This is a genomic window from Xanthobacter dioxanivorans (genome assembly GCF_016807805.1).
GTDB lineage: Bacteria > Pseudomonadota > Alphaproteobacteria > Rhizobiales > Xanthobacteraceae > Xanthobacter > Xanthobacter dioxanivorans.
Map to the genome: position 1 here is coordinate 4,995,553 of NZ_CP063362.1, position 16,196 is coordinate 5,011,748.

Here is a 16,196-nt window from a genome sequence, read left to right on the forward strand (position 1 = left end):
TCACCCTCACCCTGGAACTATGGTTTCAGTTGAATGGGACGTAGAAGAAGCAGCATGAGCCATCGCTAGCGCAGAAAAGACGTGAAAAATCACGCCGGAAGGGCCGCTCAATACATTCAAAAATATTAATTGAGAAATCGTGGCAATAGCGATTGCGGCGGCGCCACTAGCGTAGGATCCGTATGCTGATGCTCTAACAGTTCTAATTAAAATCATCGCGCTGGCAATAAAGACGAGAACCCCGAAGAAGCCAAAAGTGAACATAATCTCCAACACACCACTATCAAACGAAGTAAAATCTGTCTGCCCACCTAATTTAGAAGCTCGACCGGTACGGCCCAGCCCCTCCCCCGCCACCATGCCGGCCACGACGTCACTCATATCCGAATAGAAATTTGACCGAGCCCTATAGCTCGTATCATTTTCGAGATTGAAAATTGTATTGAATCTAGAGTCAAACTTATCATATAGCTCGCCCGACGAGAATATAAATATTGAAGCGACAATTGCGAAACTAAAAACTACTATATATTTCAATTTGTCTTTCAATGGCGCCCTAACGAACACAAAAGAAGCGGAAATAAAAAATCCACCCCAAGCAGATCTGACCATTGTCAGCATAAAAGATAATAGTCCAAATATTGTTGACATAAATTTTACCTTCGACTTATACATTAATGAAATAGTTAATCCAGACATTAAATACAGTGCCAAAACTCCCGGCGAATTCATGGTCGAGAAAACACGAATGCTGCCTGCCTCTACGGGACCAAGGCTGGCCATGGCGGCGTTTACACCCCAGAATGCGTCCCATGATGGGAGATAGAAGAATTGCAGTGCTCCATAAGCGCCCATTAGTAGCGTGCCGTACGTCATTGCTCCAAATATACGATCTGCATGACTCTTCACGAGATCCGGGTAAGCTAAAATATGCACGGCTAGAAATAGCGGAGCAATCCAATCTAAAGCTCCAAGTATCACCGCGTTCAATTCCGTTTGAACCAGTCCGAATAAAAATCCCAGAATTACAGCTATTAAGATTAACCAATATGGCACGGGAATACGTTGCATAGTCCTGAATACCGTTATGATGCAAATCAGGCTTACTGCAAATGGAGCAAGCATAACGAAGCTTTGAGGTTGAAAGCCAATTCCGAAATCAACTACCCGTCGTACAAACGGTGTGAGCATCCACAGCCACATGCAGAATGCCATATATTGCGGGGACGAAGAAAAGAACAAATACAATCCGATTAAAACTGCCAACGGCGTGAAAGCTAAATCTGTTAGGCGCGCCATGCCACCAAAGCTCGTGGCTATTACGGCTGCTGCAAATCCCACTTGAACAATAATCAATCGCATTTCGCCCTGACGCTGCGGTGCGCCCGTAGCTTGCGATTCCAAATCGAGCGGCGCCTTGGACCACGTGGAATGCCGGTTGAATTTAGTGAACTGGTTGCCAGAGAATTGCCTACTGGAGCGCGTTAAAGGTTTATGAGCCATTAAAGTACCCTCATTGCATCCAAACGGCGGTGCATTTCTTGTATTTCCTTTGACTTCGAACCGAGCTACGGGCTACCCTTGCGATCACGATGGTAGCGAGTTGTCTCTACGATAACGGTTATGGGACTTGCATTATATTACACATCTCACACTGCCAGAGGGTTGTCCACGCCGGTCGCAAAAGCGCGCTGAAGACGCGGGATTGGGGCGAATTTTCTCTGTTATTATACGTAAGGTTGCTGTGAAATATTCGCCGAATTTTTCGGGGAAAGATCAGCCAGGGCACTTCGCGGCCGCCGTACAAAAATGGTCCCGCCACCTGACCGCCACCGCCTAAGCAAGCAGGATTGTAGCGCGGGACCCTCGAGATTCTGACGTGCTCCCCGTTTCTAGGCCAACCGGACCTGGAAAATTCCGGGGTTAGGGCTCATTCCTGCGGGGATGCCGGAGAGCCATTCATGAGCGCGATCGGCGGCTTGTTGCCGATCACGCTGTGCGGGCGAACCTCGTTATAGTCTCTACGCCAAGCCTCCATTTTCGCCCGCGCGTCGTCAAGGCTCATGAACCAGTGCGTGTTCAGGCATTCCGCCCGGAGCTTGCCGTTGAACGACTCGATAAAGCCGTTGTCCGTGGGCTTGCCGGGCCGCGAGAAGTCGAGCACCACGCCCTTCTGATAGGCCCATAGGTCGAGATCCCGACTGACGAACTCCGATCCCTGATCCACCCGGATGCTCTGCGGATAGCCGGTGCTCCGGCAAATCCGCTCCAGCGTCAGCACGACATCCTCGCCCCGATAGCTGAACCGCGGATCCACCGCCGGCGAGAACCGCGTGAAGGTGTCGACGATGGTCAGAACCCGGATCTTGCGGCCCGTGGCGAGCTGGTCGTGGACAAAATCCATGGCCCAGGTCTCGTTGCTCCGCGTCGCCGCACGCCGGTCGTCACGCAGCTTTGCCTTCACGCGGCGCTTCGGCACCTTGTTCCGCAACTGAAGGCCCAAGCCCTTGTAAAGGCGATAGATCCGCTTCGCATTGACCGCCCACCCCTCCCGCCGCAACAGGATGTGCACGCGGCGATAGCCATACCGCACGCGTGTCTCGCAGATCTCCTTGATCCGCTGGTTCAGCTCGGCCTGCGTGCCCCGCTTCGACTTGTAGGCATAGAGCGCACGATCGACCGCCAGGGTGGCACAGGCGCGCCTGGCCGACACCTTCCAGTCTTCGCGCAGCCTGTCCACAAGCTCGCGCTTGCGCGCAGGCCTCAGAGCTTTTTTGACAGCACGTCCTGCAACATCGCCTTGTCCAGCGACAGGTCCGCCACGATCCGCTTCAGCTTGGCGTTCTCGTCTTCCAACTGGCGCAGACGCCGCATCTCCGAAGGCATCAGCCCCGCATATTTCTTGCGCCAGTTGTAGAACGTCGCGTCCGATACCCCGGCCTTCCGGCACACCTCCGCCACCGGTGTTCCGTCTTCCGCCTGCTTCAGAACGAACGCGATCTGTGCCTCCGTGAACTTCGATGCCTTCATGGAACTCTCCTCGTCCCCGAGCCGGGGATCATAAGTGGAAAATTCCAGCTCAAACTGGCCTAAAAAATGGGGAGCACGTCACAATGGCTAGCATAGGACGGAATATTCCTGTTGCGACGACCGCTTCATTCTGTCGACTATCCCCGACGTGCATGCAGTACACCTGCGCCAAGGCGCTCGTTGTAGAAAATATGATGAATCTCGTAGCCCGCCGATTCGAGCGTTTTTACAGCCAGACCACGGAAGTCCGCCACCGGGCACATATGGCGATGGTATTCGAGATACAGGAGCTTCGAAGTATTTGACTCAAAACGCTTGTCCAACAAGATTGGCCACTCACCGCCCTCAATATCTACTTTTAGAATGTCAACGTTAGCCAGATAGGGGAAGACATCCACTACCGGTAGCTTGATTCCACTCCCATCGTCTGTGATGTGTGAATGAGCCTGCTTTCCCACGGCAAACGTAACAGTGCCATCCGCGGCGCCCGCACATTTCTCAACAAATTCGCATGCTATTGAATTGTCAGCGATCATCCTGCGATACTTGGCAGCATTGGCGGGATCCGGCTCAAACGCGACCAACTTTGCGGCAGGCCAATGGATCGCAGCATAAAGGCCAAACATGCCGACGTTGCCGCCGAGATCAACGATTTTTTTTGCGGGCATCATGTCCCCCCACGCTGAAGGAAGATCGTACACTCCGCTGACAAAGAGTTCCTCGAACGCCGCCACATCTTCGGTGTGGTGCGTCATTGTAACGCTCTTACCACAGTAGCGATATGTAGCAGTCTTCTTCGACGGCCACGCCTCGCGAGCCAAAAATCCTAACCTATCATCATCAATTTTGCGAGAAGCCCCAATTGATAACCTCAAGCGACGTAGCCGCCATTGCACGTAGCTAGATAGGCTCATGATTCAAATACTCCAATCTGTCTGTGATTTTTTCCGAGTACACGGTAACTATTTGAACTAGTTTTATTGGAAGGTCGATCGTGGAGTTATATCCAAGCCAAACTCAATGAAAAGGATGGTCTGAGCGTGACTATATCCATCCAGCGTGATCGGGTTCAGATGCTCTACCTCAGGTTAAGGTGTTTCGCTTTGGTGGATAGTTGGTGAGCTTTTTAAGTTTGGGTTTGGTGTGCCTTACGCCGCCGCGTTGATCCGTTGCAATCTGTGCGATCATCGATCGGTGTTCTGCTTCTTAAGGTGGAGTCGGGCCTCGTATTAAGTGTAGCAAATGATCTCCTTGCGGAATCCGGCGCGGGCTCGGAGCCAGTCTCGAAGGCACTGAGTCCGGTGCATTCGGATGTTAACGAGCGCGAGAGGAGTTCGATGAGGACATGAGCCACCTATCTTCTGCGGTGATCTTTTGGGCTCCGCATGCCGCCCTCCAGCACAGCATCGGTGAAGCGGGGCGTGTTGAACCGGCTGCCTGATCTGCACCGAAAGTAGCAGGCCGTCCGAAGCGCGGCACGGCACCGGCGCGCGGCCGCGAGTGTGGTTGATTGGGCGCAATCATCTCTCGCCTCCAGCCCCGGCGACCTTCTCGCCGCCTTCCAGCGCGGGTCCGATGGGCCGACGCTCTTCGATCCATTCTCAACCGGCGACGCCTCGGCCCTGACCGACGAGGGGATCCTCTGCCTGCACCTGTTCCGCCCGCCGGGACCTGCTGCGCCCGAAAAGGCTGCGCCGGTGGCCGGCCTTCGCACCTGTGACGGGTGCGCTCACGCCCGCTGGTAGATGTCCTCGATGCGCACGATGTCGTCCTCGCCCAGGTAGGAGCCGGTCTGCACCTCGATGAGCTCCAGGCGGATGCGTCCGGGATTTGCGAGGCGGTGCACGTTGCCGAGGGGGATGTAGGTGGACTCGTTCTCGTGCACCGTGAACTTGCGGTCGGCGAGCGTCACCTCCGCCGTGCCGCGCACGACGATCCAGTGCTCGGCGCGATGATGGTGCTTCTGCAGCGAGAGCACGCCGCCCGGCTCCACCACGATCTTCTTCACCTGGAAGCGGTCGCCGAGGCAGACCGTCTCGTAGGTGCCCCACGGCCGATGCACGATCTGGTGCACGTCGGCCTCGCGGCGGTTGGATTTCTTGAGCTGGGTGACCAGGTCCTTCACGTCCTGGCTGCGGTCGGTGGGCATCACCAGAACCGCATCGGAAGTGGCGACCACCGACACATTCTCAAGTCCGATGCAGGCCACCAGCGGCCCCTCGGAACGCACATAGCTTCCCGAGCTGTCGAGCAGCGCCACCGGCCCCTGCACCACGTTGCCGTCGCCATCGGCCGCCCCGACCTCGTACACCGCATCCCACGACCCGAGATCGGACCAGGAGAAGTCGCCCCGCACCACGGCAGACTTGCGCGTGTGCTCCAGCACCGCGAAGTCGATGGACTTGGCCGGCGACGCCTCGAACGCCTTGGGATCGAGACGGATGAAGCCGAGATCCTCGTCCGCAAGCTCAAGCGCCGCGACGGCGCTTGCCGCCAGATCGGGCTCGAAGGCCATCGCCTCGGAGATGAGGAGCTCCGCAGGGAACAGGAAGTTACCGGAATTCCAGAGATAGCCGGCATCCAGATAGCGCTGCGCGGTCGGCGCGTCGGGCTTCTCGACGAAGGAGTCCACCTCGAACGCGCCCTCCCCGCCCAGCGCCGCGCCGGGATTGATGTAGCCATAGCTGGTGCGCGGGGAATCGGGGGCGATACCGAAGGTGACGATGCGGCCGAGGGCCGCCGCCTTGGCGGCGATGGTCACCGCGGCGCGGAACTTCTCCGGCTCCCGCACCACATGGTCGGAGGCGAGCGCCAGGATCAGCGTCTCCGGCCCGTAGCGCCGCGCCACATAGGCCGAGGCCACCACCAGCGCCGGGGCGCTGTCGCGCCGCGCCGGCTCGAGGATGATGGCGGGCTCGATTCCCACCTCCTGCGCCTGGCGCTGGACATAGAAGCGGTAGTCGCCGTTGGTGATCACCACCGGCGGAAGGAAATCAGGCCCCGGCGGCGTGCGCAGCAGGGTCTCCTGGAATAGCGAGAGATTCGATGTGAGCGCGATGAACTGCTTCGGAAGGGCGTTGCGCGACAGCGGCCAGAGGCGGGTTCCGGTACCACCGGCGAGCACGACGGGGACGATCTTCATCTCATTCCTCTCGAAATGCACCGCTCCAGCGGGGTCCGACCACACCGGCTAGAATTGACACACTGCACACATGTCGTCTAGTGCGCCCGAGCCAAGCCGCTTTGTAGAGGCAAAAGGCCCTGCCAATGCTTAGGTTTTGCCTCGATCTAAGGCCCGGCGAAGTGGTTGTGCAACGCAAGAGAACCTCGAGTTATCTGAATGCCTGCAATCCGATGGGAGTTGGCTTTCAAGTGGAGAATCGGACATGGCGCAGTTCTTGCTTATTCGGTTGCGGAGGCAGCAATTGAAGCTGCAGCGTGAAGGCCGTGGTGCAGTGAACGGATGAGCATTGGTAAATGGAGCTCAGCACAGGATGGGCAGTTCAGATCGCAGCTTTGGAACGCTTATTGCCACCTCCGACTATAGGCATTTGTGACGACCATTTGAATCCGATCAGGATACGCTAGTTGCCGATGCAGCGCGGGACCCGAGCTGGGCCTCGTCTCACAGGCCGCTAAGACAAGATCGTGAAAATGGTCGCGCCGTGCCGGATCAAGGCATTCCGTTGTCGGGGCATGCACCATGAGCGTTGCCATCCCGTCAGACGCATGCCATGAAAGGAAAAGAATCTCCTTCTGATCGGCGCCAAGAAGGGGAACACGTTGATTCTGCAAAAAAATAGACGTTTGTCCTCATGAAAATTCTCATATTGACTCCGCACTACCCGCCCCGACAGGGCGGCACTTCAGATTATGTCGCTCGATTGTGCTTAGAGTTGAAAGAGCGTGGGCACAAAGTGACTGTGATTACACGAGATGGGGCGCCAATATATGACGCGGTAAAGGTTTCTGTCCTCAACGGACCATGGTCGCTTTGGTCATTGAAGTCTCTTGTTAATGAAATTAGCTTGGAAAGGCCAGATGCTATCCTCCTCCAATACGGACCATATTCCTTTAATCGTCGTGGCCCAGGGATACCCGTAGTTTCATTGGTCATTATGGCCAGTGTCATAACAAAAATACCTTTCGTGGTGTACGCGCACGAGCTCTATGCGAATTGGAATCACTCCTATTTAAGGGCGCCATGGCATTTCGCGCAAAGAATTGCTGTTGTACTGATGATATTTTTTAGCAAACGGTTCGTCCTTACCATCGAATCACGGCGCCGTCGATTGCTCCATTTTCTGCCATGGTGGCGGAAACGTCTTGATGTCATCTCCGTTGCTCCGACGCTAGATCGCGAGGTCATCGACGCCAATTGGCGAGCCTCGCGCGGCATCGGTGAAAATACCGCGTTGCTTTCCGCTATGGGGACCGACGATCCTGAGAAAGGCGCTCGGTTGCTCGGCCAAATCGCGGACGCACTCGCCGCTCGTAAAATAGACTTCAGGTTCGTCACGATCGGGGGCCTCCGTCCGAACCACCCACGGATAGAATCTTGGGGATATGTGAGCGCCCACGATGCGTGGAACCTAGTTGCGACGTCCGATCTCTTTGTTCTGCCGTACGACGACGGAGTATCGGGTAGGCGAACATCAGCATTGAACGCTTTGGCCGCCGGAACGGCTATCCTCACCACTTACGGCGTTAACACAGACGATACCTTATTCCCGAGAGGATCGATAGCGATGGTGCCAGCAGGACAGCCGATGGAACTGGCAAAAACGGCTGTCGAGATTTTTTCCGATTCGAGTGTTCGGAAGGCCCTTCGCAGCGTATCTTTGCACCTTTCTGAGCAATTTTCGTGGCATAAACACGTAATGTATTGGGAGACCATATTGCGTGAGTGTATAGATAACGGAACAGGTGATCGGTAGCTTGTTACAATGCGGTATGCTGTAGCTTCGACGTTGTGAAGCGGATGGCTCCAGTACCATCGTTTTCGGTACCAGTGCGCCGACGACCGGCCGTCCCATGACAGGGACGGTAAAATCTCGGCTTCACCACGTAGCAAAGCCGACCTTGACGTCCCCCACCTCGACCTTGCGCCGCGCCAATTCCGGTCCGGGGAAATAGACCGGGGCGGACGCGCCGCCAAGAGCGGCAACGGGCTTTCTGCTGGCCCACTCTGCGCTCAAGGCCAACGGGGGTGAGTGAACACGCGCCCACAAATCTCTCGGTGGCGGCTCGACCAGGTTCGCTAAAAGCGACGATACTCAGTCGGCTGAGGCCGTTATGATCTCCGGAAGGATCTTGCGGTTTTATGGCCACGGGGATTGTCGCCGAGGTTGCGCCAGCCGTGGTCCATCCATTCGGCGAGCGGGGACAGGCCACTGCCGTCTTGCGTCAGGAGCTCGGTGGGCTGGACCAGAAGATAGTCTGCCACCTCATTGCAATCGAGTATGCGGAAGAGGGGCGCCATTACCGCAGCCGGCGCTCGGCTATCGGTAAAGCAATACGCTTGGAAGGAGCGGCCTGGCCTGACGTGCTCCCCATTTTTTAGGCCAGTTTGAGCTGGAATTTTCCACTTATGATCCCCGGCTCGGGGACGAGGAGAGTTCCATGAAGGCATCGAAGTTCACGGAGGCACAGATCGCGTTCGTTCTGAAGCAGGCGGAAGACGGAACACCGGTGGCGGAGGTGTGCCGGAAGGCCGGGGTATCGGACGCGACGTTCTACAACTGGCGCAAGAAATATGCGGGGCTGATGCCTTCGGAGATGCGGCGTCTGCGCCAGTTGGAAGACGAGAACGCCAAGCTGAAGCGGATCGTGGCGGACCTGTCGCTGGACAAGGCGATGTTGCAGGACGTGCTGTCAAAAAAGCTCTGAGGCCTGCGCGCAAGCGCGAGCTTGTGGACAGGCTGCGCGAAGACTGGAAGGTGTCGGCCAGGCGCGCCTGTGCCACCCTGGCGGTCGATCGTGCGCTCTATGCCTACAAGTCGAAGCGGGGCACGCAGGCCGAGCTGAACCAGCGGATCAAGGAGATCTGCGAGACACGCGTGCGGTATGGCTATCGCCGCGTGCACATCCTGTTGCGGCGGGAGGGGTGGGCGGTCAATGCGAAGCGGATCTATCGCCTTTACAAGGGCTTGGGCCTTCAGTTGCGGAACAAGGTGCCGAAGCGCCGCGTGAAGGCAAAGCTGCGTGACGACCGGCGTGCGGCGACGCGGAGCAACGAGACCTGGGCCATGGATTTTGTCCACGACCAGCTCGCCACGGGCCGCAAGATCCGGGTTCTGACCATCGTCGACACCTTCACGCGGTTCTCGCCGGCGGTGGATCCGCGGTTCAGCTATCGGGGCGAGGATGTCGTGCTGACGCTGGAGCGGATTTGCCGGAGCACCGGCTATCCGCAGAGCATCCGGGTGGATCAGGGATCGGAGTTCGTCAGTCGGGATCTCGACCTATGGGCCTATCAGAAGGGCGTGGTGCTCGACTTCTCGCGGCCCGGCAAGCCCACGGACAACGGCTTTATCGAGTCGTTCAACGGCAAGCTCCGGGCGGAATGCCTGAACACGCACTGGTTCATGAGCCTTGACGACGCGCGGGCGAAAATGGAGGCTTGGCGTAGAGACTATAACGAGGTTCGCCCGCACAGCGTGATCGGCAACAAGCCGCCGATCGCGCTCATGAATGGCTCTCCGGCATCCCCGCAGGAATGAGCCCTAACCCGGAATTTTCCAGGTCCGGTTGGCCTAGAAACGGGGAGCACGTCATCCAACCGACGGAACGAACTCACAGCTGGATAGAAGTTGGGGGCAACGTCACGAGAACACCAGGCTCCGACAGACATCATGTCGGCGCGCCACCTTACTGACACGAAACACACCTCACCAGTTCAAAGCGCAGGTGGGCCCGGCCTCGTCGCTCACTTCTTATCGCTCCCACACACGCCACACGGAATGCATTTTTAGGTTTCATCCGATATCGAATACGGCCGTTCGGCGTCTACCGCATGCGGTAAATCGAGTGTCTTGATGACACGAGCAGGAACTCCACCCACTAGAGTGTTCGGTGGCACATCGGCGACGACAACTGCGCCTGCTGCGACTACGGCGTTTTCGCCAATGCGGCATGGTCCGATGATCGTCGCATTCGTTGCAATCCAGGCTCCTCGTTCGATCGTGATATCGTACCCGCTTCCAGGAATCATTCGTTGTCGATCAAATCCTATTTTCATCGGGTCATGTGTGCCTGCGAGAAGATTGACGCCGTGACCAAAGAACGCGTGCTCACCGACCGTAATCACACCACTTGTTGCATTTAAGATCGCATTGTTTATTGCAGCGGTCGGATGAATGCTACAATAAGGGCCATGTTCACCGACGATGTAAGGGTGCCGCTCCGCGGCGTGTCGGATGAAGCGACCGATCGGGCCGTCCATGAGGCGACGACGGAGACCGAACAATATGACTTGGAGTGAATTCAGATGGTGCGGCGGTAATTTTATCTGCTTGCGTTCAAACACATATCCCGGGGGACGAGGTTTGATTCGGCCCATCTAACGTCGTCCTCTTTTGGACAGGGTTTCCCGGTAGATTTCGAAGAGACGCTCCGGCGAACCAGCTCGGGTCAGGCGCGAAACGACGTCCTGAGCGGCGAAAAACTCCTCGGGATGGAGGAGCGGCCCGTTCTCAATTCGCGTCGAAACGGCGTCCGAGAAGCCCTCTTCGTTTGTCAACATCAGCGGAACCCTTGGCTCAGCCTGCCCCAAAATGTACGAACTGCCAGGATTCTCAATCGCGACCACTGCGACGCCGTGCGCCAATGCCTCTACGATCGGGATGCCAAACCCCTCGTATCGTGACGGGGATACTAACAGCCATGCGGCAGCGAGGAGTCCTGAAACATCCTGATCGGAGAGACCACTGCAGTGGTCGACCCACGGCTCCCAATTCTGAGCATCTTCCTTCGGACCAACGACGATCAGCCGTGCTTTGTGCCATGCATGTGTTGCGCGAAGTCCAGCGACGGCGCGTTGAGCGAGCCATCCCTGCTTACGACCTTGAAAACTGCCGATGAACACGATTGTTGGAGTCTCAGACGGCCGCCTCACGCCGGCGGATGTCGTCCCAAAAAAAGGGGGGAAGAGACTTTCGCATCCAAAGTGCTCCACGGCTTCTACGGCGATACCCAGGCGGGTCGTCGCGCGCCGAGCTGCCCATTGTTCGAGCCCTGCGAGGATGAAATGGTTGAACCGCCGCAACCCTCGCGACGAAAGCGCCTCGCTGAGTGAAAGACCATAGAAAGTGCGGACGATCGGCGTACCATGCGAGAGTAGGAAGTCATCTCCATGCGCATGGACGAGATCGGGCACCGTCGCCGCAACTGCCCCCTTGGCGCGCCAAGCCGATCCATAATAGCGCTCGAACCGGCTAACGGGCGCCGGGATAGTCACCAACCGAATACCGGGATACTCCTCAACCCCCTCAAACGTCACGACAGTGAGGTCGACCATGCCCGCCATTCGCTGGGCCATTCGGGCTGCATAGCGGCCAACGCCTCCCGAATGAACCCCGGGCCTGGGCCACTCCAAAGCTAGCCATGTGACCCGCATGCTACGCACCTCTGGCATTAGAACTGACTTGACCCCTCCCGCGAGTTACTCTCTGATATTTTTCCCCGCTCAAGTGAGCCATTCCTCTTTCTTGGCGGGTGTTTGTTGGTATGGCAACGGCAAAGCGCCATGTTTCAATCAAATTAGCACCGTAGGCCAGAGTCTTGATCCTAGAGACTGTCAGCAGAGCATCCAACGTAGCCTAACCGGAGACGTCGTGAAGTCCGGTTACGCCCCAGCAGCTTCAAGATGGCTCATCAGACGTCCCACTAGGCGTCATCACTTAATGACCGCGACCGGAACACAGCTAACTTATATTACAAGAGCACGTCTCCATAAGCGCCGGCAAGCGCGGCCAACCCACCATGAACGCGACTGACTGCCGCACCTTGTGGTCATGCTAGCCATTGTGACGTGCTCCCCATTTTTTAGGCCAGTTTGAGCTGGAATTTTCCACTTATGATCCCCGGCTCGGGGACGAGGAGAGTTCCATGAAGGCATCGAAGTTCACGGAGGCACAGATCGCGTTCGTTCTGAAGCAGGCGGAAGACGGAACACCGGTGGCGGAGGTGTGCCGGAAGGCCGGGGTATCGGACGCGACGTTCTACAACTGGCGCAAGAAATATGCGGGGCTGATGCCTTCGGAGATGCGGCGTCTGCGCCAGTTGGAAGACGAGAACGCCAAGCTGAAGCGGATCGTGGCGGACCTGTCGCTGGACAAGGCGATGTTGCAGGACGTGCTGTCAAAAAAGCTCTGAGGCCTGCGCGCAAGCGCGAGCTTGTGGACAGGCTGCGCGAAGACTGGAAGGTGTCGGCCAGGCGCGCCTGTGCCACCCTGGCGGTCGATCGTGCGCTCTATGCCTACAAGTCGAAGCGGGGCACGCAGGCCGAGCTGAACCAGCGGATCAAGGAGATCTGCGAGACACGCGTGCGGTATGGCTATCGCCGCGTGCACATCCTGTTGCGGCGGGAGGGGTGGGCGGTCAATGCGAAGCGGATCTATCGCCTTTACAAGGGCTTGGGCCTTCAGTTGCGGAACAAGGTGCCGAAGCGCCGCGTGAAGGCAAAGCTGCGTGACGACCGGCGTGCGGCGACGCGGAGCAACGAGACCTGGGCCATGGATTTTGTCCACGACCAGCTCGCCACGGGCCGCAAGATCCGGGTTCTGACCATCGTCGACACCTTCACGCGGTTCTCGCCGGCGGTGGATCCGCGGTTCAGCTATCGGGGCGAGGATGTCGTGCTGACGCTGGAGCGGATTTGCCGGAGCACCGGCTATCCGCAGAGCATCCGGGTGGATCAGGGATCGGAGTTCGTCAGTCGGGATCTCGACCTATGGGCCTATCAGAAGGGCGTGGTGCTCGACTTCTCGCGGCCCGGCAAGCCCACGGACAACGGCTTTATCGAGTCGTTCAACGGCAAGCTCCGGGCGGAATGCCTGAACACGCACTGGTTCATGAGCCTTGACGACGCGCGGGCGAAAATGGAGGCTTGGCGTAGAGACTATAACGAGGTTCGCCCGCACAGCGTGATCGGCAACAAGCCGCCGATCGCGCTCATGAATGGCTCTCCGGCATCCCCGCAGGAATGAGCCCTAACCCCGGAATTTTCCAGGTCCGGTTGGCCTAGAAACGGGGAGCACGTCAGTCGCCGGAATAGACCCTTCATGAGATGGACGCAGGCGTCGGCGCAGTCCGCCACGTGCAGGAACTCCCGCCGCGGCGTGCCCGTACCCCACATCACGATTTCCTTGTCGCCCCGCAGCTTCGCCTCGTGCGCCTTGCGGATCAGAGCCGGCATGACATGGCTGGAGTTGAGATCGAAATTATCGCGCGGGCCGTAGAGATTGGTGGGCATGGCCGAGATGAAGTCGCAGCCGTGCTGGCGCCGATAGGCCTGCGCCAGCTTGATGCCGGTGATCTCGGCAATCGCGTACCACTCGTTCGTGGGCTCCAGCGGTCCGGTGAGCAGCGTCTCCTCGACGATGGGCTGCTCGGCGAACTTCGGATAGATGCAGGAGGAGCCGAGAAACAAAAGCTTCTCGACCCCGCGCGGAACGAGCCCTCAATGATGTTGACCTCGATCATGAGGTTGTCGTAGAGGAAGTCGGCCGGATAGGTGTCGTTGGCGAGGATGTCACCCACCTTCGCTGCGGCGAGGAAGACCGCTTGCGGCTTGGTCTTCTCGATCCAGGCGGAGACGGCGCGCTGCCCTCGGCCGCCAGCCGCTCGACAATGGCTGAGCCCACCATGCCCCGGTGCCCGGCCACCCAGACGCGCTTGCCGCTCAGAGCGTAGGCCATCTCAGGCTTCCTTCATGATGGCGGACGTCTGCATGACCCTGAGGTCTTCCAGCACCATCTCCCGCGCCAGCTCGCGCACCGATGTCTCGTGCTTCCAGCCGAGCTTGGCGTGCGCCTTCGCCGGGTTGCCGATGAGCAGTTCCACCTCGGTAGGACGGAAGTAGCGGGGATCCACCTCCACCAGCACGTTGCCGGTGGCCTTGTCGTAGCCTTTTTCCTCGACGCCCTCGCCCTTCCATTCGAGGGCAATGCCGACATCCTCGAACGCCCATTCCACGAAGGTGCGCACCGGAGTGGTCTCGCCCGTGGCCAGCACGTAGTCGTCGGCAACCTCCTGCTGCAGCATCAGCCACATGCCGCGCACATATTCCCGTGCATGCCCCCAGTCGCGCTTGGCATCGAGATTGCCGAGGAAGAGCTTGCCCTGACGGCCGAGCTTGATGGCCGCCGCCGCACGGGTGATCTTGCGCGTGACGAAGGTTTCGCCGCGCAGCGGACTTTCATGGTTGAAGAGAATGCCGTTGGATGCGTGGATCCCGTAGGCCTCGCGGTAGTTCACCACGATCCAGTAGGCGTAGAGCTTGGCTGCGGCATAGGGGCTGCGCGGATAGAACGGGGTTTTCTCCGACTGCGGCACCTCCTGCACAAGGCCGTACAGCTCCGAGGTGGACGCTTGGTAGAAGCGGGTCTTCTTCTCCAGGCCTAGGATGCGGATCGCCTCCAGCAGGCGAAGGGCGCCGATGGCGTCGGCATTGGCGGTGTACTCGGGAGTCTCGAAGGAGACCTGCACGTGGCTCTGCGCCGCGAGGTTGTAGATCTCGTCCGGTTGGCAGCTCTGGACAATGCGGATCAGGTTGGTCGAATCCGTCATGTCGCCATAGTGGAGAATGAAGCGGGGGTCCGTCTCGTGGGGATGTTGATAGATATGCTCGATTCGCCCTGTGTTAAAGGACGATGAACGCCGCTTAATGCCGTGGACGGTGTAGCCCTTCTCGATGAGCAGGTCAGCGAGATAAGCTCCATCCTGACCTGTGACACCCGTGATCAGAGCAATCTTACCGTTGGATGGGGCTTTCGGCGTCATGAATGCCTCTTTCGTGAGAAATCGAGCTTTGATGAGGTCAAAGGAGAGAATCTGAGTACAGAATAGAGAGGGACAAACAGCCCCCCACGCTCTGCACCTGAACAGTTCGCCCGGAGTGCTTGCGTGGCGCGCCGCGGCCGGGCCAGTGCGCGCCGGACAGGGGCAACCACCTATTCCCAAGGCGAAGGTGAGGTCCGATCAAGAAGGAAGAGGCAATGGACCAACCCATCATGCCCCCGACTTTTGCGCCACGCATGAACGTCGCTCCACCCGCGCAAGAGCCGCATTACCGCAGCCCAAATGCAGTCGAGCACCGGCGTTCATAGGTACCGATGGCTTCTCGACTGGACCGTTCTCGCAGCGACGCACCGCAATTCCAGCTCCCCGGCGCGCACGACGCACCGTCGGCGAGAAGCGAATCCTCAACTCCAATCCAAGGTTGAAAATCGCGGACGTTCGTGATGCGGCAGGGCTAGACTCGGTAATCACGACACCCGACAGCGGAACCAGCCTCACCGGGGTGGCGCGGGACAGAACCGCAGCTTGCTTCATCCCCGCGGCATGGCAGGCGGGCGGCCCACCCCCGTCGACCGACGGACGCGTACACATCCAGCCCGTCAGACAAATGCCTACGCCGTCGGCTCCAGAAGGGTGCGCGCTTGGATGACGGGCCATCGTTCGCCGATGAAAACGTTTCGTAGGTCAATTAAGCGATGATCGCTTCTATTGCAACGCAAAAAAAATGCGGTTTGAGATATCTCAGGAAAAGCAAGGACTTCCCATAAAGCGACTAACGGCAGGTTCTCGGGTGAGGTATAAACAGACCCCTCATCGCTGGACGCAATTTGTGCGGCGTGTCATTTCTACGCGCCTGTCGTAGGATTGCCGGTGGCTTTCAATCTGCTTTGCAGGATTCAAATGAGCAACGTCTCTATTTGCCTCCCGGGAGGTATTTTGATGTGCTTTGAGGGGCCTGACGTCATATCTCTGCCCCGGCACCCGCCCCGGCATTAGCCGTTGTCAGCCTTCAGTCTGCCCAGAGGGCATAAGTCACTGGACAAATGGTGGGCGCGCCACGACCTCCTGCGCCGGTCGACGATCGAGATGAGTCGGATCGATAGCGGCTCAGGCAGCGCCGAGCGCCGCGTTAGCGCCGCGAAGGA

Annotated in this window: 10 protein-coding genes and 1 pseudogene; 3 read left to right on the forward strand and 8 right to left on the reverse strand. The window is 58.2% G+C overall.

Annotation, left to right across the window (positions count from 1 at the left end; all coding sequences use genetic code 11):
- Window positions 1-6: 6 nt before the first annotated feature.
- From EZH22_RS23245 to EZH22_RS23260, 4 genes are all read right to left on the reverse strand, one after another.
- Window positions 7-1,503, reverse strand: a complete 1,497-nt coding sequence (locus EZH22_RS23245; RefSeq protein ID WP_203192772.1) for an O-antigen ligase family protein — start codon at window positions 1,501-1,503, stop codon at window positions 7-9.
- Between the two features lie 427 nt (window positions 1,504-1,930).
- A protein-coding gene (locus EZH22_RS23250) for an IS3 family transposase (protein ID WP_203192769.1) occupies window positions 1,931-3,030 on the reverse strand; the annotation gives its coding sequence in 2 pieces (ribosomal slippage) (window positions 1,931-2,778 and window positions 2,778-3,030; 1,101 coding nt in all).
- A 137-nt stretch (window positions 3,031-3,167) separates the two neighbouring features.
- Window positions 3,168-3,785, reverse strand: coding sequence for an FkbM family methyltransferase (locus tag EZH22_RS23255; RefSeq protein ID WP_203192773.1), 618 nt, complete (start codon window positions 3,783-3,785; stop codon window positions 3,168-3,170).
- Window positions 3,786-4,759: 974 nt separating this feature from the next.
- The gene (locus EZH22_RS23260; protein ID WP_203192774.1) at window positions 4,760-6,172 is read right to left on the reverse strand and encodes a mannose-1-phosphate guanylyltransferase/mannose-6-phosphate isomerase; all 1,413 of its coding nucleotides are present in this window, start codon (window positions 6,170-6,172) and stop codon (window positions 4,760-4,762) included.
- A 673-nt stretch (window positions 6,173-6,845) separates the two neighbouring features.
- On the opposite strand from EZH22_RS23260, the gene EZH22_RS23265 reads away from it, so the two are divergent.
- Together EZH22_RS23265 and EZH22_RS23270 are read left to right on the forward strand one after the other, a co-directional pair.
- On the forward strand, window positions 6,846-7,967 hold the full coding sequence (locus EZH22_RS23265; RefSeq protein ID WP_203192775.1) for a glycosyltransferase family 4 protein: 1,122 nt from the start codon (window positions 6,846-6,848) through the stop codon (window positions 7,965-7,967).
- Between the two features lie 685 nt (window positions 7,968-8,652).
- Window positions 8,653-9,752 (forward strand): IS3 family transposase gene (locus EZH22_RS23270; RefSeq protein WP_203192769.1). Its coding sequence is split into 2 segments (ribosomal slippage): window positions 8,653-8,905 and window positions 8,905-9,752, totalling 1,101 coding nucleotides; the frame shifts between segments, so codons are not numbered across the junction.
- A 248-nt stretch (window positions 9,753-10,000) separates the two neighbouring features.
- On the opposite strand, the gene EZH22_RS23275 is transcribed toward EZH22_RS23270, so the two are convergent.
- Entirely contained in the window at window positions 10,001-10,558 is a 558-nt protein-coding gene (locus EZH22_RS23275) for an acyltransferase (protein ID WP_231711110.1), read from the reverse strand.
- 33 nt (window positions 10,559-10,591) lie between these two features.
- On the reverse strand, window positions 10,592-11,548 hold the full coding sequence (locus EZH22_RS23280) for a glycosyltransferase family 4 protein (RefSeq protein ID WP_231711111.1): 957 nt from the start codon (window positions 11,546-11,548) through the stop codon (window positions 10,592-10,594).
- Between the two features lie 590 nt (window positions 11,549-12,138).
- Here EZH22_RS23280 and EZH22_RS23285 point away from each other — a divergent pair.
- Window positions 12,139-13,238, forward strand: a protein-coding gene (locus EZH22_RS23285; protein ID WP_203192769.1) for an IS3 family transposase whose coding sequence is annotated in 2 segments (ribosomal slippage) — window positions 12,139-12,391 and window positions 12,391-13,238 — 1,101 coding nt in all. Because the reading frame shifts where the segments join, the coding sequence is not laid out codon by codon here.
- Between the two features lie 71 nt (window positions 13,239-13,309).
- Here the strand turns inward: EZH22_RS23285 and EZH22_RS23290 are convergent.
- Together EZH22_RS23290 and gmd are read right to left on the reverse strand one after the other, a co-directional pair.
- A pseudogene (locus tag EZH22_RS23290) lies at window positions 13,310-13,949 on the reverse strand (GDP-L-fucose synthase family protein); the annotation flags it as partial.
- Window position 13,950: 1 nt separating this feature from the next.
- Entirely contained in the window at window positions 13,951-15,033 is a 1,083-nt protein-coding gene (gmd, locus tag EZH22_RS23295) for a GDP-mannose 4,6-dehydratase (RefSeq protein ID WP_203192777.1), read from the reverse strand.
- Window positions 15,034-16,196 lie beyond the last annotated feature (1,163 nt).

What these genes read in the sequence shown, in the direction of transcription:
- EZH22_RS23245 (WP_203192772.1), bottom strand. Translation starts at nt 1,503, where the DNA reads ATGGCTCATAAACCTTTAACGCGCTCCAGTAGGCAATTCTCTGGCAAC.
- EZH22_RS23255 (WP_203192773.1), bottom strand. Translation starts at nt 3,785, where the DNA reads ATGACGCACCACACCGAAGATGTGGCGGCGTTCGAGGAACTCTTTGTC.
- EZH22_RS23260 (WP_203192774.1), bottom strand. Translation starts at nt 6,172, where the DNA reads ATGAAGATCGTCCCCGTCGTGCTCGCCGGTGGTACCGGAACCCGCCTC.
- EZH22_RS23265 (WP_203192775.1), top strand. Translation starts at nt 6,846, where the DNA reads ATGAAAATTCTCATATTGACTCCGCACTACCCGCCCCGACAGGGCGGC.
- EZH22_RS23280 (WP_231711111.1), bottom strand. Translation starts at nt 11,548, where the DNA reads ATGGTCGACCTCACTGTCGTGACGTTTGAGGGGGTTGAGGAGTATCCC.
- gmd (WP_203192777.1), bottom strand. Translation starts at nt 15,033, where the DNA reads ATGACGCCGAAAGCCCCATCCAACGGTAAGATTGCTCTGATCACGGGT.